The organism is Vibrio sp. SCSIO 43135, from assembly GCF_023716665.1.
GTDB lineage: Bacteria > Pseudomonadota > Gammaproteobacteria > Enterobacterales > Vibrionaceae > Vibrio > Vibrio paucivorans.
In genome coordinates, this window is record NZ_CP071859.1 from 3110473 (window position 1) to 3136763 (window position 26291).

Below are 26291 nucleotides of genomic sequence, written 5' to 3' on the forward strand. Positions count from 1 at the left end.
GGCCACGCTCTAAATGAGCCGCCCAAATCCACAGCCCAGATAAACAAAAAAGGCTTGGTCAACGGCGACCAAGCCTTTTTATTAGATGTTGTGTTTTTTTGTATTTTTAACCCCATCTGTCTGGAGTTCTTACTAACCTACTATCTAAGTTCTTCAATTACTTAGGATTAAGGTTTCATGTCTAGGAGAAGGCGCAGAGTTTGCGATAGCAAATGAGCACCTTCGACACCGAAATGGAACCTTAAGGCAAGTAATTAGCCGCCTACTGCGATGTTCTTCATATCCGTCATGTAACCACGTAGCTCTTCACCGATGTACTCAACTGGGTGGTTGCGGATAGTATCGTTTACTGCGATTAGCGTAGCGTTGTCTACTTGGTTAGACGTTTCGCCTAGACCTTTACCGATTACATCAGTACCTACTGAAGGCATGAACTTCTCACGTAGTAGCGGAGTTGCTACGTTAGCAAATAGGTAGTTACCGTATTCCGCTGTATCTGAAATTACAACGTTCATTTCGTATAGACGCTTACGTGCTACTGTGTTTGCGATTAGTGGTAGCTCGTGTAGTGACTCGTAGTACGCTGACTCATCAATGATGCCTGATGCAGTCATTGCTTCGAATGCTAGTTCAACACCTGCACGAACCATTGCTACTAGTAGGATGCCGTTGTCGAAGTACTCTTGCTCAGAGATTTCGATATCGCCTGCTGGGTAGTTTTCAAACGCTGTTTCGCCTGTTTCTTCACGCCAGCCTAGTAGGTTTGCGTCATCGTTCGCCCAGTCAGCCATCATAGTGCTTGAGAACTCACCAGTGATGATGTCATCCATGTGCTTGTTGTATAGCGGACGCATTAGCTCTTTTAGCTCTTCAGAAAGCTCAAATGCTTTGATTTTCGCTGGGTTAGATAGACGGTCCATCATGTGAGTGATGCCACCGAACTTCAGTGCTTCAGTAATGGTTTCCCAACCGTATTGTAGAAGTTTACCTGCGTAGCTTGGGTCGATGCCGTCAGCAACCATCTTCTCGTAAGAAACGATAGAACCCGCTTGTAGCATGCCACATAGGATAGTTTGCTCACCCATTAGGTCAGATTTAACTTCTGCAACGAATGAAGACTCTAGACAACCTGCACGGTGACCACCAGTACCTGCAGCCCATGCTTTTGCGATATCCCAACCTTCACCTTTTGGATCGTTCTCTGGGTGAACCGCGATTAGCGTTGGTACACCGAAGCCACGCTTGTACTCTTCACGTACTTCTGTACCAGGACACTTAGGTGCAACCATTACAACGGTTAGGTCTTTACGGATTTGCATACCTTCTTCAACTACGTTGAAGCCGTGTGAATAACCTAGTGCAGCGCCTTCTTTCATTAGCGGCATCACCGTCTCAACAACGTTAGTGTGCTGCTTGTCTGGAGTAAGGTTGATTACTAGGTCTGCTTCTGGGATTAGCGTTTCGTAGCTCGCTACTTCAAAACCGTTCTCTTTCGCGTTTTTGTACGATTGACGCTGCTCGTCGATCGCTGCTTGGCGTAGTGCGTATGCTACGTTCAGGCCAGAATCACGCATGTTTAGGCCTTGGTTCAGACCTTGAGCGCCACAACCTACGATTACGACTTTCTTACCTTTTAGGTAATCAGCTTCTGTTGCGAATTCTTCGCGGTCCATAAAGCGACAACGACCTAGTTGGTCTAATTGCTCACGTAGGTTTAGGGTATTGAAATAGTTAGCCATATTGGGCGCTCCTTTGAAATTATCCATAATGGTCGGTCGTTCTCTTACCGAATGAGGTCATACTAAAACAGACACGAAGTTGCTTAAAGTGATATATTCACAATTAGTTATTGCAATTTATGCAACGTAAGATGACCTATTTATGAATATTAAACACCTGCAGATGTTCATTCATTTGTGTGATAGTAAAAACTTCAGCAAGACAGCTTCGGCAATGCACATCAGCCCTTCTGCACTCAGTCGTCAGATACAAAAACTGGAAGAAGAAACTGGGCAAAGTTTGTTTCTGCGCGATAACCGGAGTGTTGAACTTACGCCGGCAGGAAAAAAGTTGCTACCGGTGGCAATGAAAATATTGTCAGAATGGCAGCAATATAACGCTCAGCTAGAAGGGCATGAGCAAGAGCTAACAGGCGAGATTCGATTGTTCTGTTCCGTAACCGCCAGCTACAGCCATTTGCCAGAACTTCTATCTGATTTTCGCCTGCAACACCCTCTGATCGAATTTAAGCTTTCGACAGGCGACCCAGCCCAAGCAATAGAGAAAGTACTGGCCGACGATGTCGACATTGCAATCTCCGCCAAACCAGAGCAACTTCCGGCTCGGATTGAGTTCGAAACCATCAGTGAGATTCCTCTTTCGGTCATTGCCCCTATTGGTGTAAGCAACTTTGCTGATGAGTTGCAGAAAGACAAGCCTGATTGGTCTTCCATTCCTTTTATCGTGCCAGAGTCAGGTACTGCGCGAGACCGCGCCAATGCTTGGTTCAAAGCGATGAAAATCAAGCCAACCATCTATGCTCAGGTATCAGGGCATGAAGCGATTGTCAGTATGGTGGCGTTAGGTTGTGGTGTCGGTATTGCACCCGATGTGGTGATCAACAACAGTCCGGTGAAAGAGAAGATCCAACGTTTAAAAGTCGCTTCAATCAAACCTTTCAAACTGGGTGTGTGTTGCAAGCGCTCACAACTAGACAACCCACTGGTAAAAGCCCTATGGGAAATGGCACACGATACCTATATCGCCCCATAACTTTTCAAGCTCTAGAAACAACAAAGCCACCGCTTTTTCAGATCGAAAGAAAAACAGTGGCTTTTACATTTAAATCAGTTTTCTAAATAGTTGGAGTCACAGCTAGGCGTCAAACAACCTTATTCCCATGAGCATAGTCCGCTATGTGATTGGGGCGGCCGGCGCTCCGGGGAGGTTGTGAAGACAACGACGCTGTGGCTTCAAATATGACGAAAACTTAGATGACACGAGAAAACTGCTGCTGCCTAGCCTTAGCTCTTAAATACTTGTCAAAACACATACAGATGTTGCGAATCAGCAAACGCCCACGCAAAGTAACGCGGATTTCGTTGTCATCGACTTCAACCAATTCATCATTAATGAAAGTCTGAAGAAGCTGCAGATCTTCTTTGAAGTATTGGTTAAATGGCACATTGAATTCAGCTTCAATCTGGGTTTTATCCAACTTGAAGTTACAGATAAGCTGCTTAATCACTTCACGGCGAAGTAAGTCATCACTATCTAAAGCAACCCCTTTCCATAAAGCATGGCGCTCATCGTTTACTTGCGCATAGTATTTCTTCAGTTCTTTTTGGTTTTGCGCGTACGCATCACCAATCATGGAAATGGCTGAGACACCAAAACCTACTAAATCACATTCACCTTGAGTGGTATAACCTTGGAAGTTACGGTGCAGTACACCTTCACGCTGCGCAACAGCCAACTCGTCATCAGGTTGGGCAAAGTGATCCATACCAATGAATTGGTAGCCCGCACCAGTTAGTGTCGTAATGGTATCTTGCAAGATCGCCATTTTTTCTTCGGCTTTCGGTAAGTCTTCATCTTTGATTTTACGCTGCGCGGCAAACAGTTGCGGCATGTGCGCGTAGTTAAAGATAGACAGGCGGCCAGGCTGCATCTCTAGTACTTGCGCTAGCGTATCAGCAAAGCGCTGTTGGGTTTGCTTTGGTAAGCCGTAGATTAAGTCTAGATTGGTTGATCGGAAGCCTAGCTTTTTCGCTCTTGCTACCATCGCAATAATGAAGTCTTCATCTTGCTCGCGGTTAACCAGTTTTTGTACTTCTTTATTGAAGTCCTGCACACCAATACTTAAACGGTTAAACCCTTCACTGCGCAGGTGATCGAGCATATCGAGTTCAATCTCACGCGGATCGACTTCGATGCTGATTTCTGCAGTGTCTTCAAATTGGAATTCGCCACGTAGAATCGCCATCAAACGGCTAATTTGCTGCTCAGTTAAGAAGGTTGGCGTGCCGCCACCAAAGTGTAGCTGCGTTACTTTGCGTCCTTGAAGCAAACTCGCGCGTTGGCGGATTTCATGCTCGAGTACATCAAGGTATTCGTCGGCTTTGTGCGAGTGGCGAGTAATAACCTTGTTACAGCCACAGTAGTAGCAAAGCTTGTGACAAAACGGGATATGAATATACAGAGACAGTGGACGCTCAGGATACTGAGTACATGCCATATCGTAATCGGCAATCGTAAACGCTTCGTGAAACTCTAACGCCGTTGGGTATGAGGTATAGCGAGGCCCAGAATAGTTATACTTATCTAGAATGGCTTGATCCCATACGATTTGCTGGCTGGCGACAACTGACTGCGACATGATGGTACTTTCCGTTTGTAACGAGGTTTCAATTCACTGTGGCCGCAATAGCGATTAAAGTTCGCTGTTGCGATAACGGGCTATTTTGCCACACGACTATGACGAACGTCGGTAGGCAAAACAAGTTTTGGTTAATATTGTTCAGAACTGCTAGCCCGATCACTTACTTAAAAGTATAGCGACTAGGCCAGCAATAAGATGCGGTTACCCAGTAATAGGTAGCCTTAATTAAATCATCTGAATGTTGATTTGATTGTTGAGAGGCTTAACGGTTTGTTGCAGCTGCTTCAATTCTTCGACTATCGCATCGTTCAAACGTGATTCCGCTTTCTGACGAGCTAGGTTCTGCTGCATACGCTCTTTTTTCGCGAGCTGCTGTCTGTCTTCTCCACGCGCCATGTCTTTCACTATATGGTACAGCTCAGACGTAGCTGGGTAAGTCTCATCAAAGTCGACTCTCGCCTCACCTTGTACGTAGTCCATGATGTTATACACACGGATGCTAATTTCAGACAAGTCACACTGCCCTTGGATTCCCGCTAGACAGAGGGTATGTACATTCTCGAAGATATTGGCGTTACGTTTTTCGATAGCCAACTCTTGATGACGCAGTTGCAATTCCTTTTGCTTCTTAACTTGGAGCAGAAGGTAACCTGCATAGGATGCTAAGCCGAGAATAATGATTCCACCCGCAATGGCTAACAAGGTTACATTCATATTAGTGCTCTACTCTTTAAAGTCGTTAAGGTCTAAACCTTCAAACTGAGAAAGAAGGTCATCGTCAGAAGCTGGCTTCTTGCTCGCTTTTTTCGCTTTCGGCGCTGGCGCTTCGACTTCTTCTATCTCGTCTTCTTCATCTTGATACAAACCAAGCTGCTTCATAAGTACTTCGATGCGATCTAGCTTCTCATCAACGTAGCTTTGTAAGCCTGCACCTAGGTTGTCGCCGTTATCTAAACGATCAAGCAACACATTCAATTGCGCATCATTTTCCAACATTTCTAGCTCTTTTTCAGCTGAGATGCGGCGCTCTTGTTTGGTGAGTTTCTTCGGCGCTTCAACGACCAAAGGAATCTTCTTTTTACTGCCTAAGCGAGGATCGCGTTTTTGCTGCTCTTGGCGTTGCTTCTGCTTTGACGCTTCAGAGTTACGGTTACCGGTTTTTAGGCCTTTACGCTTTTTCAGTCTTTTACGAAGGCGACCTTCAACATCAGACTCTGTGCGATTACGAGTAACGACAACTTCATCTTGTCTTAACGCACTCGGTTTTCTTGATTTCTTACTACGACTCATTACTGGAGTTTCCTCAGCAAAATTACATCATTGCCAATAAATTCTAGTTCGAGCTTATCCCGCTCTGCCAAGTATTGAAAGGTTCGACGACTAAAGAAGATAACGTGGGTTACGTCGTTCTTATAGTGCCATGTTGCAAACGCTTCTTTATCAATGACCATTTTGGTCATAAGACCAATCCAGCCACCCGGCTTAACTAAATTTAACCATTGCTGCCACACCTTATCGGGCTCATAGAGATGCTCGATAACTTCTGTCGCAGTCATAAAGTCATACGCTTTCTCTAACACCACTTGATTCGGGTGATAATAGATATCGTACAGCTCAATATCGTGGCCACGCTCTTGCAACATTAATGATAATGTTGGGCCTGGGCCACAACCAAAATCTAACCCATGTGAGTTAGGTTGAATTCTCTCTGTTATCGGGTCAGCAATACGCGACAAGAACTTACGATAGCCCATATCGCTAGGATCATTTTCATGCAGATCATAGTGGGCTTTTTCTTCATTCGCCTCCAAGCGCTGGCTTGGATCCACAAACACCAATTCACAAATATCGCACTGTAAATAGTCACGTCGTTTATCCGAGTGGTAGTGCGTGACGGTGGGATTGTGGCATAACGGGCAGCTGTGCATATTTCCATCCTCAAACAGGGATGCGAAACATACCAGAAACTCGATTCAGAGTGGAGTAAAATTGAGCAATTAATCACCAAATCCAGAAAAAAAACCGTTACTGGCGACGAAACATAAAAAAAGCGATGATCTAAGACCATCGCTTTCTAAATACCACCCTAGGTGGTGAAACTGTGTTGCACTCAAATTGGTGCACAATCTTCCATTTGTTTTTAGCGCTTTCCCTGCTAAAAGGTGTTGTTCTTCATCATCCTGATGAATTTTGGCTTTCCGTTTAACTTCCTGTACGAGTTAGCTTCCCGTATCTGGGCTAGTCCTTAGCCTGATCCTTGCGCTGTCTAAATCCTTAGACAAGTTGACCATCCGTATCAGGTTGGCTTCATGCCGACCTTAGTCCTTTTTGACCACCACGCTTCCTTAGCATGCATCCTTGGAGACCATCGTGGTCTGAATTCCTGTTTCAGCTCCCTGCTGATGTGATTACTTTACTCCAGCTCGATTTTGAAACAACGACCAATAAGAAAAAAAAGGTCTTTTTTTACTGCGGCGGATTAAGATCTTTATTTTTCATACACTTACAAAGAAGACATAGTGATCGTTGCGTTAACGTATGGCAGATCTCTTACAAAGGGTTAAGCAAACTTGGTAGCACGATAAAAAAGGCACCGTGCTGCATGTCTCAAAGTTGGCGCGCAACCAGACCGTGAAAGATGAATGCTCTACAAAAGAAAACGCCCCAGCATGCAGCTGAGGCGTTTTCATTTAACTTTGCTCGAACGATTTAGGGCTTAGTGTAGGCCACCAACATATTTAGACAGTACAACAATTTCTTCATCTGTTAGTTTCTTCGCAACGTCGCGCATCATTTCATTCATGTCATTTGCACGAGTGTCGTCACGGAATTTTTCTAGCTGAAGCTTGATGTAATCAGCATGTTGACCAGAGATTTTCGGGAACCCTGATAGCTCAGTACCATTACCACGTGGGCCATGACACGCAATACACGCCGTTAAGCCACGCTCTGCATCACCTGCTGTGTACAGAGTTTTACCCTGTTCAACTACATTTTCTGGCGTAGTGTTTGGTGAAATAGGCAATGAAGCATAGTAAGCCGCTAGATCAGCCATATCTTGCTCAGACAGTGGCATCGCCATACCGCCCATCACAGGGTCGACACGACCTTGCTTACCGCCACTAGTCATACCTAGCTTTAGGTCTTTCAACTGCTTCTCAAGATACTTAGCATGTTGACCCGCTAGCTTAGGGTACATCGTTAATTGACTGTTACCATCTGCCCCGTGGCAGGCAACACATGTTTGGGATTTTGCTTTACCAGCTTCAATACTACCTTGGGCCCATACTGAGCAGCTGGCTAAAAGACTCAAGATTAGCGCTAATTTCTTCATGACATTCCATTATAATTATCAAGCTTCCGGTACCACTCTGCGTTGCCACTCATGGTACAATAGGCGACCTTATGCCGAGCACGGTTATTTTACACAATTTCACAAAAAAGTAATCAATCGACTACACAAAGTCGAGATGGAGTTAACAGTGAGCGTAAAAATTCATTACCAAAACACGCATTTCATTACCAGTGCGCCTGATATTCGTCATTTACCAGAAGACGAAGGAATCGAAATTGCGTTCGCAGGACGCTCCAATGCGGGAAAATCCAGTTCATTGAACCGCTTAACGAATCAACGTGCACTGGCCAAAACCAGTAAAACCCCTGGCCGTACACAGTTGATAAACCTATTTAAAGTCGATGAAGGTTGCCACATTGTCGACTTACCAGGGTATGGTTTTGCCCAAGTTCCGCTAGAAATGAAGAAAAAGTGGCAAAAGTCACTGGGTGAATACCTACAAAAACGCAAATGCTTGAAAGGCTTGGTTGTGTTGATGGATATTCGTCATCCAATGAAAGACCTAGACCAACAACTTATTTTCTGGGCGGTCGATTGTGGCATTCCAGTACAAGTTTTGTTAACAAAAGCAGACAAACTAAAGAGTGGCGCACGTAAAGCTCAGGTATTGAAGATCAAGAAAGATGCAGTTGGTTTTGGTGGTGATGTGAGTGTTGCTGCTTTCTCTTCATTAAAGGGAATCGGTGTTGATACGCTACGTAATAAGCTAGATGAGTGGTACGCACCAGCTTTTGCCCACCTAGATGCTGATATAGAAGACGCAGAGAGCGAAGACAGCGACACACAAAATGAGAGTTCAGAAGATTAAGCACTTCTGACTGCGTAATACCTCTAAGAAGCCCTGCCGACTGTGTGGGGCTTTTTTGTCGCTAGCGTTATTACAGGCATAAAAATCCCCACCATCCTGGTGGGGCAACGGGAGAGAAATAGAAGTAATTATTATTATGCCGCTAGCATCACTGATACTCGGATAATTTTCAACCATTAGATTCCCGGCTCTGGGAACAGTTCAAATATCTATTAACTCATTAATAAGAAACAGATTATTGACAAATCCCCCACTCCAAACTCACTTGGTTAGTTACAGAAAATAACAAAACTGTGAAGGAAGCAAAATTACTAAAGCAGCGTTAAGAAAGCGCTTATAGAAGTGAAAGTTTAGAACGGAAAGGTGATGGATTACACCAGCGAGAAATTTTCTTTCGCCCAATAAAAAACGCCCCAGTCAAAAACTGACTGGGGCGGCTGAATCAGCCTAATCCAATAACGTGAAACAAAAGGTCTGAAAGATAGAACATCTTACCTCTGTACCCTACGCCGATTAATGTACAACAATTGGTCAGAAATAGAAACTGTTTTTGTAGTTTTTTTTCATTAAACTTTTCTTAAAGTACAAATAGCGATTTTTATCAGGCTCTTTTTTAGCGACAAAAAAAAGCCAGCGTTTGTGCGCTGGCTCATGATTATTCACTCAAATTGACTAATATTTGTCTAGTGGGCCTGATCCCAGTTGTCACCATGGCCCGCTTCAGCCACTAGAGGCACATCTAACTCCGCAGCCGATTCCATCAATTGTTGTACTTTACTTTCAATTTCGGTCAAAGCTGACTCTTCCACTTCAAACACCAATTCATCGTGTACTTGCATAAGTAGTTTCACTCGGCCCGCGCCTTCAGCTTGAATCCACTCATCCACCAACAACATCGCCTTTTTAATAATATCTGCTGCTGTACCCTGCATTGGTGCGTTGATAGCGGCACGCTCAGCGGCTTTACGACGCATACCATTACGCGATTTGATTTCAGGTAAGTGCAAACGACGGCCAAAGATGGTTTCAACAAAGCCCTGCTCAGCCGCTGCACTACGAGTGTCTTCCATGTATTGCATCACACCAGGGTAACGCTCGAAGTACGTATCCATATACTGCTGTGCTTCACCACGTGGAATACCCAGTTGCTTAGCCAAACCAAACGCACTCATGCCATAGATAAGACCAAAGTTAACGGCTTTTGCACGGCGACGCTGTTCGCTACTGACTTGGTCGATATCAACACCAATGATCTCTGCCGCCGTCGCAGCGTGGATATCTTTACCTTGCTGGAAAGCATCCAATAAGGCTTTATCACCCGATAGGTGCGCCATGATACGCAGTTCGATTTGAGAATAGTCGACAGCAAGAATCTTATGCCCATGAGGTGCAACGAAAGCTTGGCGGATTCGACGGCCTTCTTCATTACGAATTGGAATGTTCTGTAAGTTAGGATCGGTTGAAGACAAACGCCCTGTCGCCGTGACAGCTTGATGGTATGAGGTGTGAACTCGCCCGGTTTCTGGGTTAATCATCTTAGGAAGCTTATCGGTGTAGGTCGACTTCAGCTTCGCCAAGCCGCGATACTCGAGAATCAACTTCGGTAGCGGGTAATCCAGTGCCAATTCTTGTAACACTTCTTCGTTGGTCGAAGGTGTACCCGATGGCGTTTTCTTGATGACAGGTAAACCCATCTTCTCAAATAAAATCGCCTGTAACTGCTTAGGAGAATTCATATTGAATTCTTGCTCCGCAATTTCATACGCCTTTTGTTCTAGCTCATCGAGACGAGCAGCGATCTCTTGAGATTGCGCCCCCAGTAACATGTCATCGATAAACACACCGGTTCTTTCGATACGAGATAAAACAGGCACCAATGGCACTTCAATATCTTGGTAGATGGCTTTGAGCTTTTCATCTTGTTCAATGTTTCTGTAAATACGGTTGTGCAATCGCAATGTCACATCTGCATCTTCAGCCGCATATGGGGCGGCTTGCTCAAGGTCGATTTGATTGAAAGTAAGTTGGTTCTTGCCTTTACCTGCAATTTGTTCAAATGAGATACAGCTATGCTGCAAGAAGCGTAACGCTAGGCTGTCCATATCGTGTTTGCCACCAACGCTATTGAAAACGTAAGAAGCAAGCATGGTGTCATGCTTAATGCCCTTCATCTCAATACCGTAGCGAGCCAATACGCTCGCATCGTATTTCAGGTTTTGGCCAACCTTGGCTTGAGTGTCATCTTCTAAGATAGGTTTCAGCTGCTCAAGGACCCAATCGCGATCCAGTTGCTGCGGTGCGTCAAGGTAGTCGTGCGCAACAGGTACATAGGCTGCGACCCCTTCCTCTGTAGCAAATGATAAGCCGACAAGGTTAGCAACCATGTAGTCTAAGCTGTCGGTTTCAGTATCAAACGCAAATACGTCGCTGTCTTTTAGCTTCTCGAGCCATTGGTTGAAGCTCGCTTCATCCAAAATGGTTTCGTACTGGCTGCGGTCAATCGTCACGGCTGATGTATCCATCTCTACAGTGCTGGTTGCCGCAGCGCCACTGCGAACGGCTCCAGACTTTTCGTCAGCTTCCACAACGCCAGTGCCGCCTTCCAACAACTCATTCAGCCATGATTTAAATACTAACTGACCGTAGAGTTTGATCAGCTCATCTTTGTTTGGCTCGGCTTTTAGCAAAGATTCTGGTGTTTCTTCTAACTCAACATCCAATTTAATGGTAGCCAGTTCATAAGAAAGCTCGGCATTTTCTTTGTTGTCGACCAGCTTTTTAGCCATCGTTTTTGAACCGCGGAAACCAAGCGGTGCTATGTCGTCTAGATTTTCGTAAAGCTTGTCTAAGCCACCAATGCCTTGCAGTAAGGCAGTCGCGGTTTTATCACCGACACCCGGTACGCCCGGAATGTTATCCACTTTATCGCCCATCAGAGCGAGGTAATCGATGATGAGCTCTGGTGGGATGCCGAATTTCTCTATCACGCCTTCTCTGTCCATCACGACATTAGTCATAGTGTTGATCAAGGTAACATTGTCATCGACTAGCTGAGCCATATCCTTATCACCGGTACTGATCAATACCGGCATACCCGCTTTGGAGGCTTGCGCCGCGAGCGTACCAATTACGTCATCGGCTTCTACACCAGGGATAGAAATAAGAGGCAACCCCATTGCACGAATAACATTATGCAAAGGTTCGATCTGGCAACGAAGATCGTCCGGCATAGGTGGTCGGTTCGCTTTGTACTCTGGATACATATCATCACGGAACGTCTTACCTTTCGCATCGAAGATCACTGCAATACGATCAGAAGAAAACTGGCGCATCATACTGCGTAGCATATTCACTACACCGTAGACTGCGTTAGTTGGAATATCACCGTTGCTCATGGTGCCAGGGTAAGCATGAAAAGCGCGGTAAAGGTAAGAAGAACCGTCGATTAAAATCAACGGATTATCAGGTATGCGAGCCATAGTCTTTTGTATCCAAAGAGAATGCAGAATAAGATCTGCCTAGAATGCCATGACTGCCATTTTGATTCCATTTTAAGTCGATAAACCTTACTCACACATTTGAAGATTTATTCACCTTGAGCCGACACCATCTGTGGATAACTCTGTTTATATAATTTTCATGCTCGCGTTGCGCAACTCAAACAATATGAATTTGATAGGTATAATGCATTGATTTAAATGAATATTGATCAAGATCGTTCATTCCCACCATGATCCCTAAGCGATCTTGCATTGTGGAAAAGACTGCTGGTGTCCTTTTATTCGCACACCAAGATCCAAATTTTAGGCAGAAAAAAAGCGACACCCGAAGATGTCGCCTAGCATAAGGGGTCAAAGCTGATTCAAGGTGAATGAACAACTTTGCCATAAAGCTATAAATTACACTGGAAGCAATGTGAGCAATGTCGTGTCAAAAAGAACTAGTGCAAGTTCGTTTAAGTTCAGTGTCATCACCGTCTCCAATCTGAATCTGGTAATTCAACGTCCTTGTGAACTTTTCCTCATTCCCTAAGACAGGCTTAATAATAATGATTCTCATTTAACAGTCAACACCTAAATGAGATTTTTTCTCATTTATTTTTTAAGCGACTTAACAAACTCGATCCTAGATTCAATAATAGGATCTCTTTTTTCATAATTTTCAATTAGATATGAGTTTCTAATCAGAAGCCTTAACATCGCAGGAAATTGATTGCGCGATTTTACTTTCAGCTGTGTATAGCCATGCTCCACCACCCACTGTTCTTGGACGTCCAATAATTTTTGTGCCACCCCTTTATTTCTCGCTAAAGGAGACACACCACCAAACCAACTATAGAACGTCTCATTATCGATCTCGTAACCAATCTTAAATCCAAGTAACTGCCCCCGCTCTTCTGCCACTAGGACTAATGACGTTTTCCCATCCAATCGTTTCAGCAGAGATTGTACGGTTTCTTTTTGGGCAAATTCTTGAATTGCTGAGACAACTTGAACCACTTCTTCCAAGCTACCTTGTCGAACTACTACACTCATACCCTCTCCCAAAATTAAAAAAGGCCAGCATGATGCCAGCCTTATTCTCTAACTTAACAGACCCTAGTCTTGATTCAGATGCTGAGCCGCTTGAGCATTATCTTCCGCTAGCCACTCGGCCACGTCTTTTGCAAAATACGTCAGGATGCCATCAGCACCAGCTCGCTTAAAGCACAACAAAGATTCCATCACGGTATCACGCTCACTTAGCCAGCCATTTTGAATCGCCGCTTTATGCATCGCGTACTCACCAGAAACTTGGTAAGCAAAAGTTGGCACTTGCAGCTCAGTTTTCACACGACGAACAATGTCTAGATAAGGCATGCCAGGCTTAACCATTACCATATCAGCGCCTTCATTGATATCTAGCGCCACTTCTTGGATCGCTTCATCGCTGTTGGCCGGATCCATTTGGTAGTTCTTCTTGTTACCACCTTTCAGGTTGGATGCCGAGCCGACTGCATCACGGAATGGACCATAGTAGCAAGACGCATACTTAGCCGAGTAAGCCATAATTTGGGTATGAATGTGCCCCGCTTCTTCTAGCGCTTCACGAATCTTACCGATACGGCCATCCATCATATCTGACGGAGCAACCACATCTGCACCGGCTTCAGCATGAGACAGAGCCTGTTTAATCAACACTTCAGTGGTCTCATCGTTTTGCACATAACCATCTTCATCAATGATGCCGTCTTGACCATGGGTAGTGAATGGGTCCAGTGCCACATCAGTGATCACACCAATTTGTGGGATGTGTTCTTTCAGTGAACGGACAGCACGTTGAACAAGGCCTTCTGGGTTATACGCTTCTGCAGCACATAAGCTTTTCGCATCTTGGTTAACCACTGGGAATAGAGCGATCGCAGGTACACCCAAATTCGCTAAGTACTGCGCTTCTTCCAGCATTAGGTCGATCGACAAACGCTCAACACCTGGCATGGACTCCACAGGCTCACGACGGTCTTTACCCATTAAAATGAACATTGGGTAAATAAGATCGCTCACTGATAGCTGATTCTCCGCCATTAAACGACGGCTAAACTCGTGCTTACGCATACGGCGCATACGACGCCCTGGAAATTGCCCTTGGATAGATACAGACACTCTATTCTCCTTGTCTGGTTAAAGTGCGTAGCAAAATCATATCACTCTCGCTTGCTGACGCTAGCAGCAAAATTGAAAAATTAGAAAAATGACCAAAGGTTCACACTACCGTATACTTTGCCCAGATAGTCTGATAGCCCACAACGAGAGTGACCATGATCGATACACATGCCCATATTTACGCCACCGAATTTGATCAAGACCGCGACCAAGTGGTTCAGCGAGCGTTAGAGCAAGGCATTGAAAACATCCTACTACCAAATATCGACTTAGATTCCATTCAACCGATGTTAGCCACAGAAGCCGCATACCCAGAAGTATGTCGTTCTATGATGGGCTTGCACCCTTGTTATGTAGACGCCAACGTTAAAGATACTCTAGCAACCATTCACTCTTGGTTTGATAAACACAATTTCATTGCTGTCGGTGAAATCGGTATCGACCTGTATTGGGATAAAACCTATAAAGCAGAACAAGAGATGGCGTTTGTTACTCAGCTTAACTGGGCCAAAGAAATGAACTTGCCCGTAGTAATTCATACCCGAGACTCCATCGAAGAGACACTCACTTTACTTAAAAGCGAGCAAGATGGGTCACTCAGTGGAGTATTCCACTGTTTCGGCGGCAGCCTTGAAGAAGCTAAAGCCATTAATGATCTCGGTTTTCACCTTGGTTTGGGCGGTGTATCGACGTTCAAAAACGGGGGAATGGATAAAGTCATTCCACACCTGAACTTAGATTACGTCATTCTAGAAACAGACTGCCCTTACTTAGCGCCAGTGCCACATCGCGGCAAACGTAATGAGCCAGCCTACACGTCATTGGTTGCACAGCGTGTAGCCGACCTACGTGAGCTTAGCCTAGAGCAAGTAGACCAGTTCACCACCGCTAATGCTCGCGATCTATTTAAGCTGTAAAGGTAAACCTAGCGTTGTCTAAAATGCTCGCCTCGAATAATTGATGAGCAGGCCCTTGCAACGAAAAAGCAGCAATAAAAAAGGCTTGCCAATTGGCAAGCCTTCTCTTTATCTGCTTCAGCAAACTAGTCTGCTTGTTGCTCTTCTTCTTCGTCTCTGTCTTTTCGTACATAGAAGCGGGCGAAGAACAATCCAACTTCAAACAGTAGACACATTGGAATAGCAAGTAAGGTTTGCGAAATCATATCTGGTGGTGTCAGCATCATGCCGATGACAAATGCACCAACTACTATATAGGGGCGCTTCTCGCTCAGACTTTTCGGATCCGTTGCACCAGTCCAACATAGCAAAATGATCGCTACAGGCACTTCAAAAGCGATACCAAACGCCAAAAACAGTGCTAAGACAAAATCTAAGTAACTCGAGATGTCAGTGGCAAACTCCACACCACCTAATGAAATTGCGGTAAAGAAGCCAAACACCAGTGGAAACACCACAAAGTAGGCGAACGCAACACCACAGTAAAACAGTAGCGAGCTCGAGAACATCAACGGCATAATCAGCTTACGTTCATGCTTATACAAACCCGGAGCAACGAATGCCCAGACTTGATAGAGAATAAACGGCACCGCAACGAAAATAGATGCGATCAACGTTAGCTTTAACGGGGTAAAAAATGGCGATGCAACATCGGTTGCAATCATGGTTGCCCCTTCTGGTAGGCGGTCTACCAAAGGTGCAGAAACAAATTCGTAGATATCGTTAGCAAAATAAATCAGCCCGAGGAACACCACCAATACGGCCAGAATAGCGCGTAATAAGCGGTTACGAAGTTCCAACAAGTGGCTGATTAAAGGTTGTGTCTGCTCAACCGAAGACATATCAAACCTCAACTATATAAGATCGAAAAGGAGCTACAAACTCATTACCTTAAGCTGTAGCTCCTATAATGCGAGACTATTCGGCTTTTTTATCTGCCGTTGTACTTGGTTGCGTAGCGTCGTGATTCACCACTTTGCTTTCAACTGTACCTGCGTCATCGGCGCTTGGAATGGACTCAATGCTCTCATTCACAGCCTCTGCCTGTTTCGGTGCAGAGTCGCTTTTGCTCGCATACGGACGTTGGACATCTTGCGCAGCCTGCTTGAGCTCTTCAACAGAAGATTTCAGCTCAGGAGACAGGTCTTCCATCCCCATCTTTTCTGCTTTACGCAAGTTTTCTTGCAGCTCTTGAACTTTAAGCTCGTGTGACAATTCATCTTTCACACTGTTTGCCATGTTTTTCGCTGCGCCCACAAATTTGGAAACACTGCGAATCGCATGAGGCAAACGCTCTGGCCCAAGTACCACCAGCCCCACTACAGATATTAATACCAGTTCCCAAAAACCGATATCAAACACTTGTTACGCCTGCTCTTTGTCTTTCTTAGTTTCTGTATCAGCGGCTTCTTTTTTCTGCTGCTCTACGCTCTTTTGCTGATCAACAGCTTTTGGTTCGAAGTCAGCGTCTTTCTTGTCTGCTGATTCGTCTTCGCTCATCGCCTTCTTGAAGCCTTTTACTGCGCCACCCAAATCACCACCGATACCGCGTAGTTTCTTTGTTCCGAACAGCAATACAACAATTACGGCAATGATAAGAAGTTGCCAAATACTAATACCACCCATTCTTTTTACCTCGGGTCTTTATTACACACAATTTTTTCAAGAGTTTAACGTCTAACGACGGTAAGCTCGCCAACTAAGCAACCAAAATGTGACACCTGCGACGCCACTTACCACTGATAGCTGCTCATAAGCGTTGTTCACCAATATTGCCGAGCATACGACTAAAGTGGCTCCAACACCAAATAAAAACTTTCCTGTCGCCTGCTGGCGCTTGCTTTCTCGATAGCCTTGATAAAGCTGATCCATTCTCTGGTTCATCGCTTTACCTTGTCGCAAGCTATCGTATAGCAGCTCCGGCAGTTCCGGTAACTTCTCTGCCCAAAACGGCGCGCGATCTTTCACCGCATTGATCACCGCTTGTGGGCCCACTTGATTCATCATCCACTCTTCTAAGAATGGCTTTGCGGTTTCCCATAAATCAAGTTGTGGGTAGAGCTGACGCCCTAATCCTTCTACATACAGCAATGTTTTTTGCAACAACACCAACTGCGGTTGTACTTCCATATTAAAACGGCGAGCCGTATTAAATAGGTTAAGTAGTACATGGCCAAACGAAATTTCACACAAAGGTTTGGCAAAAATCGGCTCACATACAATACGAATCGCAAACTCAAATTCATCAATGTTGGTTTCACGTGGAACCCAACCAGAATCGACGTGCAATTCCGCCACTCGGCGATAGTCTCGGTTGAAGAAAGCTAGGAAGTTTTCCGCTAGGTAGCGCTTATCTTCACTGTTCAATGTCCCGACGATGCCACAATCCAAACCAATCCACTGTGGGTTTTCTGGATGCTCAGGCTGAACAAATACGTTACCTGGGTGCATGTCCGCGTGGAAAAAACTGTCGCGAAATACCTGAGTGAAGAACACACTCACACCACGCTCAGCTAGCAGCTTCATGTTGGTGCCGTTCGCTTTCAAACCTTCAATATCAGAGACTTGAATACCATAGATACGTTCAGAAACCATGACAGTTTCATTACTGTGCTCGGTAATCACTTCTGGTACGTAGAGTTCTTCACTGCCTTCGAAGTTACGACGCAGTTGAATCGCATTCGCGGCTTCACGGCGCAGGTCAAGTTCGTCGAGTAAGGTCTTTTCGTACTCACGTACCACTTCAACCGGTTTTAAACGACGTGCTTCAGGTTGCGCCTTTGCAACAATTTTTGCCATGCGATGCATCAATTTTAAGTCAGCATCTATGACAGGTTTAATGTCTGGGCGAATGACTTTCAACACGACTTCACGACCAGACTCTTTTAGTTTAGCAGTATGGACCTGAGCAATTGAGGCCGATGCCAGTGGTGTAATATCGAAATCCGTAAACCACTGCTCGAGTTCACCACCTAATGCCAGCTCCATTTGCTGTTTCGCTAACTGACCATCAAAAGGCGCGACCTTGTCTTGTAACATCGCAAGTGGATCGGCGATATGCGGAGGGAAAAGATCTCGTCTAGTCGACATCATTTGACCAAACTTAATCCACACCGGACCTAGCTCTTGCAAGGCAAGGCGCAGTCGATCACCCAGAGGTTTATCGGCGTGTTTGTTTTTAATCCAAAACAGAGATTTACGTGCCAGAAGTGGCGCTTTGGTCAACTCATGAGTAGGCAAGAGCTCATCCAAGCCATACTCAAGCTGCACTTTAATAATATGGTAGAGGCGTTTTACTTCGGTTGGCGTCATGCGTTATCCACCAAGCGGTTTAAGCGCTCTTCAATACGAGCAGCTTGGCTTTTCACTTCATCGACCTGATCGCAGAAATACGCGACTTCCAATGGCCCAGGCGCGACTCTCCATTCCTCAGTTAATACTTGTGCGAGATGGTCTTGATGCTTAGCCACTCGTTTTTGAACAAAGGCACCAACATCTTTCGCACCTTGTACGAGAGTGTGTGCAACCACATCACCCGTTGCACGAGATAACCATTCTTCGACGTTAGGCTTGCAGTCCGTCATCAATTGAGCAAACTTTTGAGCCAGCTGGATATCGCCTTCTAACACCAGTTTATCTTGCTTGATCAGCTTAGTGATATTGGCTTGCTCACGCAGCTCCGGCAATACTGATAGGTTCAGTGACAAGTAACAGTCGGGTTGACCTTCATAGTTACCCAATACATCTATCTGTTGGCTGAAGATAAAAGTTAGGGTTTTGTTTAACTCTTTAAGGTGAACCTGAATGACTTGACCTTTTAGTCGAGCCAAACGACGAACCAACTCTGGCTCGTCGTTGACTAAAGTATTCAGTGACGTTTCAATCGCGGCGGTAACTAACGGTTCAAATGGCATATTGGCCCCTAAAACTTGTAACCGCGGTGCAGTGCAACAATACCGCCAGTAAGGTTGTAGAAGTTAGCATTTTCAAAGCCAGCTTGTTCCATCATACCTTTTAATGTTTCTTGGTCTGGGTGCATACGAATAGATTCCGCTAAGTAGCGGTAGCTGTCTGCATCGTTAGCAATGATTTCACCCATTTTAGGCAGCAAGTGGAATGAGTATGCGTCATACACTTTTGATAACGGCTCAAGAATCGGCTTCGAGAATTCTAATACTAGTAAACGACCACCAGGCTTAAGAACGCGGTACATTGAACGAAGTGCTTTGTCTTTATCAGTGACATTACGTAGGCAGAAGCTGATGGTAATCGCATCAAAATAGTTATCAGGGAATGGCAGCTCTTCCGCATTCGCTTGAACGTAATGTACGTTGCCAACAATCCCACTATCGCGCAGTTTGTCACGGCCTACGTTTAACATCGAATTGTTGATATCAGCCAGAATGACATGGCCTTTCTCACCAACAATACGAGAGAACTTAGCGGTTAGGTCACCGGTACCACCACCTAGATCTAGAATACGTTGCCCAGGACGAGCACCGCTGCAATCAATAGTGAAACGCTTCCATAGGCGATGAATACCACCAGACATCAAGTCGTTCATGATGTCGTATTTCGCTGCCACAGAGTGGAATACTTCTGCTACTTTGGCGACTTTCTCTTCTTTCGCCACGGTTTCGAAACCAAAGTGAGTGGTTTCATTCGTTTCTAACGCTGTTTTTGATTGCACGTTTGTATCCGTCATGATGATTCCTCTTGTGCAGCACTTAACCAACATGAGCAAAGAATCGCCCTTGTACTGCGGGCGATTAGTTTACTTTATCCTCAGCTTGATGTCTTTCTTTGATGCTCAAAATACCTATTCAGATTTAGCTAATGCGTAGTCCGTGCTATCTGATTGATTTGATAAGTGAACCTCAAGGCTTTCTTCCTCATCATGACCGGCTAATTCCACCAAGCTGTGAGAGATAGGCCGCTTCACCTCCACCCCTAGCTGTTTAAAGGATTCAGCCTGACGGATAACATTGCCACGCCCTGTCGCCAGTTTATTCATCGCCCCTTGGTAGTTTTGGTTGGCTTTGTCTAGCGCACCGCCCAAACTCTCCATGTCATCGACAAACAAACGTAGCTTGTCATACAGCTTGCTGGCTTTATCGGCGATGTGTTGAGCATTTTGATTCTGGCGTTCGTTACGCCACAGGTTATCTATGGTTCGCAGTGCCACCAACAAGGTAGTCGGGCTCACCAAGATAATGTTTTGTTCCATGGCATCTTTGACCAAACTAGGGTCAGCTTGAATGGCCACTTGAAAGGCAGGTTCAACCGGAATAAACATCAAGACATAATCGAGGCTTTGAATGCCTTTTAACTGATGGTAATCCTTCTGACTTAAACCTTTGATATGAGCGCGCAATGCCACTAAGTGATCGGCCAAAGCACGTTCTTTCGCTTGATCTGTTTCTGCGTTGAAGTAACGCTCAAAAGCAACCAACGCCATCTTGGAATCCACCACAACTTGCTTATCGTGAGGCAGATGGACAATCACATCCGGTTGATAGCGTTTGCCTGCTTCATTTTGTAAGCTGACTTGAGTTTGGTACTCATGCCCTTCACGCAGGCCCGATTCTGCCAATACTCGCGCTAAGACCACTTCACCCCAGTTACCTTGCTGCTTGTTGTCCCCTTTGAGGGCCTGAGTCAGGTTGACAGCTTCTTTGGTCATTTGCTCATTAAGGCGCTGAAGGTTTTTTAGCTCATGGACTAAGGTATGACGTTCTTTCGCCTCTTGGCTAAAACTGTCGTTGACCTGTTTCTTAAAGCCTTCCAATTGCTCTTTTAAAGGTGAGAGCAACCCTTCCAAACTTTGCTTGTTCTGCTGATCGACTTTAGCGGTCTTGGTTTCAAATAGCTGATTAGCAAGGTGTTCAAACTGTTGTTTTAAGCGCTCTTCTGCTTGCTCTAACAGCTGCAGCTTTTCTAGATTGGCTTTGTTTTCTTGCTCATGCCGTGCTTCTTGCTCACGCAGTTGAGCTTCAAGCTGAGACTTATGCTCACGAATCTGGTTAAGGTCATCGGCATACTGCTGGCGTTCTTGCTTAACAGCTTCAAAATAACGCAGCTTTTCCATGACAGCCATTAGCTTGCCGTGTGACTGTTTAAGCTCATAGGCCGATTTATCACGCTCACTGTCGAGCTCGTCGAGCTCCGATTGGACCTCATGTAGCTCTTTTTTTGTCTGCTCCAATTGAGCGGTATAAAGCTGCTGATTGGACTCAATTTGCTGCTCCAATAAACGAGTATGGAACTGCATTTTTTGCTTCACCCACCAACCAGCAGCGCCACCAGCGATGATTGCACCGCCAAAGGTACTGATCAAAATCTCTTGATGCTCAATAATCCATTGCATTGTAAAGGCGTAACCTACCGTAAAGACAATTAGTTAAATGGTATTTCGATACTGGATAAATGTCCAGTTTGTCGCATTTCTAATCAACAGATAGACTAGGCGCTTCTCACCTCAAACTACCGTTAGAAAGGACACTATGAACGAGCGTCGCGCAATAGGATTTGGGCTTTCAGCCGTATTACTTTGGTCTACCGTAGCGACAGCGTTTAAGCTGACTCTGGCGGAGTTTACTCCGATACAAATGCTAACGATGGCGAGTGTGGTTTCAGCCATCGCGTTGATCATCATTTGTGCGCTGCAAGGTAAGCTCAATCAGCTGTCTACCACCTTTTTATCCAATCCAGGTTATTACCTGCTGCTTGGCCTAATCAACCCATTGGCCTACTACCTGATCTTATTTAAAGCCTACGACTTGTTGCCCGCTTCCCAAGCTCAAGCTATCAACTACAGCTGGGCGATCACTCTGACGTTAATGGCCGCTGTTTTTTTGGGGCAGGCAATACGTAAAAAAGATTGGATAGCGTGCGCGTTCAGCTACTTAGGTGTTGTGGTCATTGCCACTAAAGGTGATTTACTCGGATTACAGTTTGATAGCCCACTTGGGGTTGGTTTAGCGCTACTTTCAACACTGCTTTGGGCTGGCTATTGGATTTTAAACACCAAGAACAAAGCTGATCCGGTTGTCGGTGTGCTACTTGGCTTTTTGATTGCCATTCCGTTTGCCATTGGCCTAAGCATTTATGAAGGTGCACCATGGAGCCAAATCACCACAAAAGGTTGGGCTGCGGTCACTTATGTGGGCCTATTTGAAATGGGAGTTACCTTTGTACTGTGGCTAAGTGCATTAAAGTCGACTCAAAACACAGCACGAATCAGCAATTTGATTTTTGCCTCACCGTTTATCTCTCTGATGCTATTGGCAACCATCATTGGTGAAGAAATCCACCCTGCAACACTGGTTGGCCTAGTACTTATCATCACAGGCCTTGTGATCCAGCAGATCAAATGGGGCAAAAAAGATCGCCCCGCAGAAAATCAGATCTAACCAGTTAAAAAAGCTGATAGGCCATTTCACTGCCTTGCCCGCGAATCCCGTCAATATCGCTGGCAAGGTCGGCTGATAGCGCTAATGCCTTGGCAGCTGGGTGATTGGCTAAGTAATGCTGCTTCTCGTCTTCCTCTAGCATCGAATCCCACCGACGATGAATATCTCGCGCTAAGTACAATACACAGGCCAAGCGCTTCGATTCATTAGCCTTGCTCGGCTGATTAACGTTCGCGATCGCATCTACCATTGCGGCTGGGAATTTCCACGTTTCCGCTAACACGGCCCCCAGTTGCTGGGCATCTGTTTTGAGTACGTCTCGCTGTACTTGCAATGGGTCTTCACCCGCTTCAACTCGCGCGGTAATTTCTTGCGCTTTATCTGGCACTAACGAATGAATCATCAGTTCGCCGATGTTGTGCAATACCCCTGTGGTGAACACTTCATTTGGATCCAACTTAGCACTTTTCGCTAGCGTGCTGGCAATCATGGAGATTTCAAACGTATTGGCCCAATAGTCTTTAATGTTGAGCGTCTCTAACTTGGGAAAAGTGGTCGAGAGGATGGAGGAAGAAATAAGCGTACGGATTGCTCCAGCCCCTACCCGGACTATGGCATCGTTAATAGTCGACACCCCTTTTACACCACCGAAGTGAGCCGAATTGGCCATGCGAAGCACACGCGCACTGAGTACCTGATCCATTGACATTTTTTTCGATAGCTCACCAAAATCTATGGTTTCTCTGTTCACCATATCGAGCAATTCTTGCAACACACTTTCAATACGAGGCAGTTCGTTGATTCGAGAAATAAGCGCTTCTTGACTCATTCGTCTACTCCTTCCGCTTAATCAATAGCACTCCATTAATATAGGTCAGGATCGGTGAGTTCGGACGTCAAAATGCACGCATATCATCACGCACTTTGCAGTTCGGCGTATGCTTCATAGCGTATCTATTGAGCAAAGTGTTACAATCTAGGCAGCCTTGAGCTGACTCTTTGCGCAATACAAGACAATAAATAGCGCAGATGTTGAACACTTTATTGATATTGCTTGCTATGCCAGATTACTCATTACCCTCTAGTCAGGTGGAAAGTTGGCGTCAACTTTTCCATCAATATGGTTCAGATTCTCTGAACTGTTATCAGCTGTACTGCCTACAAGATGGTGTAACTTGGCAGCCCATATTCGCGCCATGTGACGAGCAATCTGACTCAGAAGGTTTACTTGAAGAGCTCACTCAGCTGCATGCTCAGATAAACCCAATGACTATCCAGTGTCATCACATCAACACTACAGAATCCCAACACCTCACTTGCCCAATTTGGCGCGAAAATGGTGTGTTGTTTGGCTTTCTGGTGGCTAAAACTCAACCTTCAGTCCAAACAAATGCTAAAGATAGTATCGAAATACTTTGCGCAAAAGTGAGTTACGATCTCAGCCAATTGTTTGTTCCAACGCCAGGTTCACTGCCAACATTGCAGGAGTTTATCGACAGCTTAGAAGACCACACCTGGATAAAAAGCGCGGATGGTCAGTACTTGATGTGCAATCACAGCGTCGAGCAAGCATGGGGGCTCAGTACCGACAAGATTGTCGGCAAGTATGATAACGAGCTTTTTGACCAAGAACTGGCGAACAAGTTTGCAGACACCGATAATGTCGTGATTGAAAGTGGCAAGCAGTTCATCGTTGAGGAGTGCCCTTCCGAGGGAAAAGACAACGAGAGTGTTTGGCTAGAAACTATCAAGTCTCCTGTTAATAACCGTAAAGGTGAACCGTTAGGCGTACTGGGCATGACGCGAAACGTCACCCGCAGGAAGATGGTTGAAAATCAGCTTGAGCTAGCATCAAAGATATTTAACAACTCCCAAGAAGGCATGCTGATAACAGACAGCCGCGCCAACATTATTGACGTCAACGCAGCCTTCACGACAATCACTGGCTACGATGCTAAAGATGTTATTGGTCGAAATCCCAAAATTCTGCAATCTGGCCATCATGATGATGAATTCTATAAGCAGCTGTGGGAACAGTTAAACAATAAAGGCCAATGGAAGGGCGAATTTATTAACCGTCGCAAAGACAACAGCGTTTACCCTCAAATTGCCACTATCAGTGCTGTTCAAGACGACCACCAGCAACTGATTAACTACATTTGTGTGTTCGAGGACATTACCACTCAGCGGGCTCACGAAGAAAAACTAGAAAAGATGGCGTTCTACGACCCATTAACTGAGCTGCCCAACCGAAGTCATATCATTAGCCTGCTGGGTCAACAAATTAAACACGACCAGGCGTTTGCCACGCTGTTTATGGACATTGACCACTTTAAGCATATTAACGATAGTTTAGGTCACTATAGCGGCGACCAAATCTTGATCGAGCTGGCCGATAGACTCAAGCATACACTCAGGCATCACGATCATATTGCTCGAATTGGTGGTGACGAATTCGTTATTGTTCTCACCGAGTACGACGATACTGAAAATCTGAAGGTCGTAATCCACAAGATTTTGTCTCTGTTTAACCAGCCTTTTTCGCCGCTTGATACTCAGTCTCTTAGACTTTCGACCAGTATTGGTGTAGCGCTGTACCCTCAAGATGGTAATGACACCGAGACTTTACTAAAAAACGCCGATACAGCGATGTATAAAGCCAAGAAGAATGGCCGCAACGGTTACGCATTTTATACCCCCGACCTCACCACTCGCTCTGTCTCACACGTCCGTTTGCAAAGCGCACTACATGAAGCCATTGAACTAAACCAACTGAGTTTACGCTACCAGCCACAATACAACTTACGCACGATGCAGTTGCTCGGCTTTGAAGCATTACTACGTTGGTACCACCCTCAATTTGGTTTTGTCTCACCTGAACAATTTATCCCGGTGGCAGAGAAAGCGGGTTTGATCAATCAAATTGGAGAGTGGGTACTAACAGAAGCGTGTAAACAAGGTAGAGCTTGGTTAGATAGGGGCTATTATTTTGAGCGGCTGGCCGTCAATGTATCAGCCATTCAATTGCAGCACAGTGGCTTCACCAATCGCTTAAAGCAAATTCTTCAGCAAACCGCCTTTCCCGCGGAACACTTGGAAATCGAAATAACCGAAGGGTTCTTTATGCAAGACCCGACTCAAGCAGCGAACTATCTAAATGATCTACGCTCACTGGGTGTCGTTGTCTCATTAGATGATTTCGGAACGGGCTACTCTTCGCTTTCCTATCTAAAAGGTCTACCACTCGACAAATTGAAAATTGACCGTTCATTTATCAGTGATGTGCCGAACAACCCTGATAGCAACGCCATCGTCAATGCTATCTTGGCTATGGGAAAAAGCTTATCTTTAACCGTTATTGCAGAGGGTATCGAGACCCAAGCGCAACATGAATATCTATTGGATCATGGCTGCTCTTGTGGGCAAGGCTTTCACCTAGGAAAACCAGATAAGCCCGAAGCGCAAACTCGCTTGTTAGAACCTTAAGAAGCTCCATCAACAATAAGTATTAACACCAATGAGGAAGCTTTCGTTTCCTCATATGGTGGTAGAAAATTAACGACTATCTTATCTTGGGCCATCTAATAAATTGACCCAAGCTATAACTCTACACAACTCACAGTCCACCCAGGTCAAATCGACACTAAAGACAAGATAAGACTCAAAAATAAACAAGGTCAATTAGACCTAAATCAAAATAAAAACCAATAAATACAATCACATAAAAACTGGCACAC

At 45.2% G+C, this 26291-nt stretch carries 23 protein-coding genes; 5 read left to right on the top strand and 18 right to left on the bottom strand.

The features are described 5' to 3' along the window. Positions 1–254: 254 nt before the first annotated feature. Positions 255–1739, bottom strand: a complete 1485-nt coding sequence (ilvC, locus tag J4N42_RS13975; RefSeq protein WP_252028808.1) for a ketol-acid reductoisomerase — start codon at positions 1737–1739, stop codon at positions 255–257. A 142-nt stretch (positions 1740–1881) separates the two neighbouring features. Between ilvC and ilvY the strand changes: the two genes are divergently transcribed. Continuing rightward, entirely contained in the window at positions 1882–2772 is an 891-nt protein-coding gene (ilvY, locus tag J4N42_RS13980) for an HTH-type transcriptional activator IlvY (protein ID WP_252028809.1), read from the top strand. Positions 2773–2989: 217 nt separating this feature from the next. Here ilvY and hemN read toward each other — a convergent pair whose 3' ends face one another. The 5 genes from hemN to J4N42_RS14005 form a co-directional block, all read right to left on the bottom strand. Continuing rightward, complete coding sequence (gene hemN, locus J4N42_RS13985; RefSeq protein WP_252028810.1) at positions 2990–4378, bottom strand: oxygen-independent coproporphyrinogen III oxidase; 1389 nt, start codon at positions 4376–4378, stop codon at positions 2990–2992. A gap of 228 nt (positions 4379–4606) precedes the next feature. Continuing rightward, entirely contained in the window at positions 4607–5095 is a 489-nt protein-coding gene (locus J4N42_RS13990) for a DUF2489 domain-containing protein (RefSeq protein WP_252028811.1), read from the bottom strand. Positions 5096–5104: 9 nt separating this feature from the next. Beyond that, positions 5105–5671, bottom strand: a complete 567-nt coding sequence (gene yihI, locus J4N42_RS13995) for a Der GTPase-activating protein YihI (RefSeq protein WP_252028812.1) — start codon at positions 5669–5671, stop codon at positions 5105–5107. Further along, positions 5671–6309, bottom strand: a complete 639-nt coding sequence (locus J4N42_RS14000; protein WP_252028813.1) for a class I SAM-dependent methyltransferase — start codon at positions 6307–6309, stop codon at positions 5671–5673. Before J4N42_RS14000 ends, yihI begins: the two co-directional genes overlap by 1 nt. Positions 6310–7097: 788 nt before the next feature. Next, the gene (locus J4N42_RS14005) at positions 7098–7715 is read right to left on the bottom strand and encodes a c-type cytochrome (RefSeq protein ID WP_252028814.1); all 618 of its coding nucleotides are present in this window, start codon (positions 7713–7715) and stop codon (positions 7098–7100) included. Between the two features lie 148 nt (positions 7716–7863). On the opposite strand from J4N42_RS14005, the gene yihA reads away from it, so the two are divergent. Next, positions 7864–8544, top strand: coding sequence for a ribosome biogenesis GTP-binding protein YihA/YsxC (gene yihA, locus J4N42_RS14010; RefSeq protein ID WP_252028815.1), 681 nt, complete (start codon positions 7864–7866; stop codon positions 8542–8544). Between the two features lie 442 nt (positions 8545–8986). Here yihA and spfP read toward each other — a convergent pair whose 3' ends face one another. The 4 genes from spfP to hemB all read right to left on the bottom strand — a co-directional run bounded on the left by spfP (position 8987) and on the right by hemB (position 14186). Then, on the bottom strand, positions 8987–9034 hold the full coding sequence (gene spfP / locus J4N42_RS22675; protein WP_438356636.1) for a small protein SpfP: 48 nt from the start codon (positions 9032–9034) through the stop codon (positions 8987–8989). Positions 9035–9227: 193 nt separating this feature from the next. Further along, the gene (gene polA / locus J4N42_RS14015; RefSeq protein ID WP_252028817.1) at positions 9228–12023 is read right to left on the bottom strand and encodes a DNA polymerase I; all 2796 of its coding nucleotides are present in this window, start codon (positions 12021–12023) and stop codon (positions 9228–9230) included. Between the two features lie 615 nt (positions 12024–12638). Continuing rightward, the gene (locus J4N42_RS14020) at positions 12639–13079 is read right to left on the bottom strand and encodes a GNAT family N-acetyltransferase (RefSeq protein WP_252028818.1); all 441 of its coding nucleotides are present in this window, start codon (positions 13077–13079) and stop codon (positions 12639–12641) included. A 63-nt stretch (positions 13080–13142) separates the two neighbouring features. Further along, entirely contained in the window at positions 13143–14186 is a 1044-nt protein-coding gene (gene hemB, locus J4N42_RS14025; RefSeq protein WP_252028819.1) for a porphobilinogen synthase, read from the bottom strand. Positions 14187–14341: 155 nt separating this feature from the next. On the opposite strand from hemB, the gene J4N42_RS14030 reads away from it, so the two are divergent. Then, complete coding sequence (locus J4N42_RS14030; RefSeq protein ID WP_252028821.1) at positions 14342–15103, top strand: TatD family hydrolase; 762 nt, start codon at positions 14342–14344, stop codon at positions 15101–15103. Positions 15104–15228: 125 nt separating this feature from the next. Here the strand turns inward: J4N42_RS14030 and tatC are convergent, their stop codons facing one another. The 7 genes from tatC to rmuC form a co-directional block, all read right to left on the bottom strand. After that, positions 15229–15984, bottom strand: coding sequence for a Sec-independent protein translocase subunit TatC (tatC, locus tag J4N42_RS14035; protein ID WP_252028822.1), 756 nt, complete (start codon positions 15982–15984; stop codon positions 15229–15231). Between the two features lie 76 nt (positions 15985–16060). Then, positions 16061–16504: a Sec-independent protein translocase protein TatB gene (gene tatB, locus J4N42_RS14040; RefSeq protein WP_252028823.1), complete on the bottom strand. Its 444-nt coding sequence runs from the start codon at positions 16502–16504 to the stop codon at positions 16061–16063. Positions 16505–16507: 3 nt separating this feature from the next. Continuing rightward, positions 16508–16768, bottom strand: a complete 261-nt coding sequence (gene tatA / locus J4N42_RS14045; RefSeq protein WP_252028825.1) for a Sec-independent protein translocase subunit TatA — start codon at positions 16766–16768, stop codon at positions 16508–16510. Between the two features lie 51 nt (positions 16769–16819). Next, on the bottom strand, positions 16820–18454 hold the full coding sequence (gene ubiB / locus J4N42_RS14050; protein WP_252028827.1) for a ubiquinone biosynthesis regulatory protein kinase UbiB: 1635 nt from the start codon (positions 18452–18454) through the stop codon (positions 16820–16822). Next, on the bottom strand, positions 18451–19056 hold the full coding sequence (locus tag J4N42_RS14055) for a ubiquinone biosynthesis accessory factor UbiJ (RefSeq protein WP_252028829.1): 606 nt from the start codon (positions 19054–19056) through the stop codon (positions 18451–18453). The genes ubiB and J4N42_RS14055 overlap by 4 nt, the downstream gene beginning before the upstream one ends. Before the next feature lie 8 nt (positions 19057–19064). Continuing rightward, on the bottom strand, positions 19065–19847 hold the full coding sequence (gene ubiE / locus J4N42_RS14060; RefSeq protein WP_252028831.1) for a bifunctional demethylmenaquinone methyltransferase/2-methoxy-6-polyprenyl-1,4-benzoquinol methylase UbiE: 783 nt from the start codon (positions 19845–19847) through the stop codon (positions 19065–19067). A 114-nt stretch (positions 19848–19961) separates the two neighbouring features. Continuing rightward, a complete protein-coding gene (gene rmuC / locus J4N42_RS14065; RefSeq protein ID WP_252028832.1) occupies positions 19962–21509 on the bottom strand; it encodes a DNA recombination protein RmuC in 1548 nt (515 codons plus the stop codon). Between the two features lie 136 nt (positions 21510–21645). Here rmuC and J4N42_RS14070 point away from each other — a divergent pair, with 136 nt between their 5' ends. Beyond that, positions 21646–22554, top strand: coding sequence for a DMT family transporter (locus J4N42_RS14070; protein WP_252028833.1), 909 nt, complete (start codon positions 21646–21648; stop codon positions 22552–22554). A 4-nt stretch (positions 22555–22558) separates the two neighbouring features. Here J4N42_RS14070 and J4N42_RS14075 read toward each other — a convergent pair whose 3' ends face one another. Next, positions 22559–23383, bottom strand: a complete 825-nt coding sequence (locus J4N42_RS14075) for an HDOD domain-containing protein (RefSeq protein ID WP_252028835.1) — start codon at positions 23381–23383, stop codon at positions 22559–22561. A 230-nt stretch (positions 23384–23613) separates the two neighbouring features. Here J4N42_RS14075 and J4N42_RS14080 point away from each other — a divergent pair, with 230 nt between their 5' ends. Continuing rightward, positions 23614–26040 (top strand): putative bifunctional diguanylate cyclase/phosphodiesterase, encoded by a 2427-nt coding sequence (locus tag J4N42_RS14080; protein ID WP_457525035.1) that lies wholly within the window; start codon positions 23614–23616, stop codon positions 26038–26040. Positions 26041–26291 lie beyond the last annotated feature (251 nt).

Bases quoted from the DNA above. Each gene is read 5' to 3' on its own strand.
- ilvC (WP_252028808.1), bottom strand. From the start codon at position 1,739: ATGGCTAACTATTTCAATACCCTAAACCTACGTGAGCAATTAGACCAA.
- ilvY (WP_252028809.1), top strand. From the start codon at position 1,882: ATGAATATTAAACACCTGCAGATGTTCATTCATTTGTGTGATAGTAAA.
- hemN (WP_252028810.1), bottom strand. From the start codon at position 4,378: ATGTCGCAGTCAGTTGTCGCCAGCCAGCAAATCGTATGGGATCAAGCC.
- J4N42_RS13990 (WP_252028811.1), bottom strand. From the start codon at position 5,095: ATGAATGTAACCTTGTTAGCCATTGCGGGTGGAATCATTATTCTCGGC.
- yihI (WP_252028812.1), bottom strand. From the start codon at position 5,671: ATGAGTCGTAGTAAGAAATCAAGAAAACCGAGTGCGTTAAGACAAGAT.
- J4N42_RS14000 (WP_252028813.1), bottom strand. From the start codon at position 6,309: ATGCACAGCTGCCCGTTATGCCACAATCCCACCGTCACGCACTACCAC.
- J4N42_RS14005 (WP_252028814.1), bottom strand. From the start codon at position 7,715: ATGAAGAAATTAGCGCTAATCTTGAGTCTTTTAGCCAGCTGCTCAGTA.
- polA (WP_252028817.1), bottom strand. From the start codon at position 12,023: ATGGCTCGCATACCTGATAATCCGTTGATTTTAATCGACGGTTCTTCT.
- J4N42_RS14020 (WP_252028818.1), bottom strand. From the start codon at position 13,079: ATGAGTGTAGTAGTTCGACAAGGTAGCTTGGAAGAAGTGGTTCAAGTT.
- J4N42_RS14030 (WP_252028821.1), top strand. From the start codon at position 14,342: ATGATCGATACACATGCCCATATTTACGCCACCGAATTTGATCAAGAC.
- tatC (WP_252028822.1), bottom strand. From the start codon at position 15,984: ATGTCTTCGGTTGAGCAGACACAACCTTTAATCAGCCACTTGTTGGAA.
- tatA (WP_252028825.1), bottom strand. From the start codon at position 16,768: ATGGGTGGTATTAGTATTTGGCAACTTCTTATCATTGCCGTAATTGTT.
- ubiB (WP_252028827.1), bottom strand. From the start codon at position 18,454: ATGACGCCAACCGAAGTAAAACGCCTCTACCATATTATTAAAGTGCAG.
- J4N42_RS14055 (WP_252028829.1), bottom strand. From the start codon at position 19,056: ATGCCATTTGAACCGTTAGTTACCGCCGCGATTGAAACGTCACTGAAT.
- ubiE (WP_252028831.1), bottom strand. From the start codon at position 19,847: ATGACGGATACAAACGTGCAATCAAAAACAGCGTTAGAAACGAATGAA.
- rmuC (WP_252028832.1), bottom strand. From the start codon at position 21,509: ATGCAATGGATTATTGAGCATCAAGAGATTTTGATCAGTACCTTTGGC.
- J4N42_RS14070 (WP_252028833.1), top strand. From the start codon at position 21,646: ATGAACGAGCGTCGCGCAATAGGATTTGGGCTTTCAGCCGTATTACTT.
- J4N42_RS14075 (WP_252028835.1), bottom strand. From the start codon at position 23,383: ATGAGTCAAGAAGCGCTTATTTCTCGAATCAACGAACTGCCTCGTATT.
- J4N42_RS14080 (WP_457525035.1), top strand. From the start codon at position 23,614: ATGCCAGATTACTCATTACCCTCTAGTCAGGTGGAAAGTTGGCGTCAA.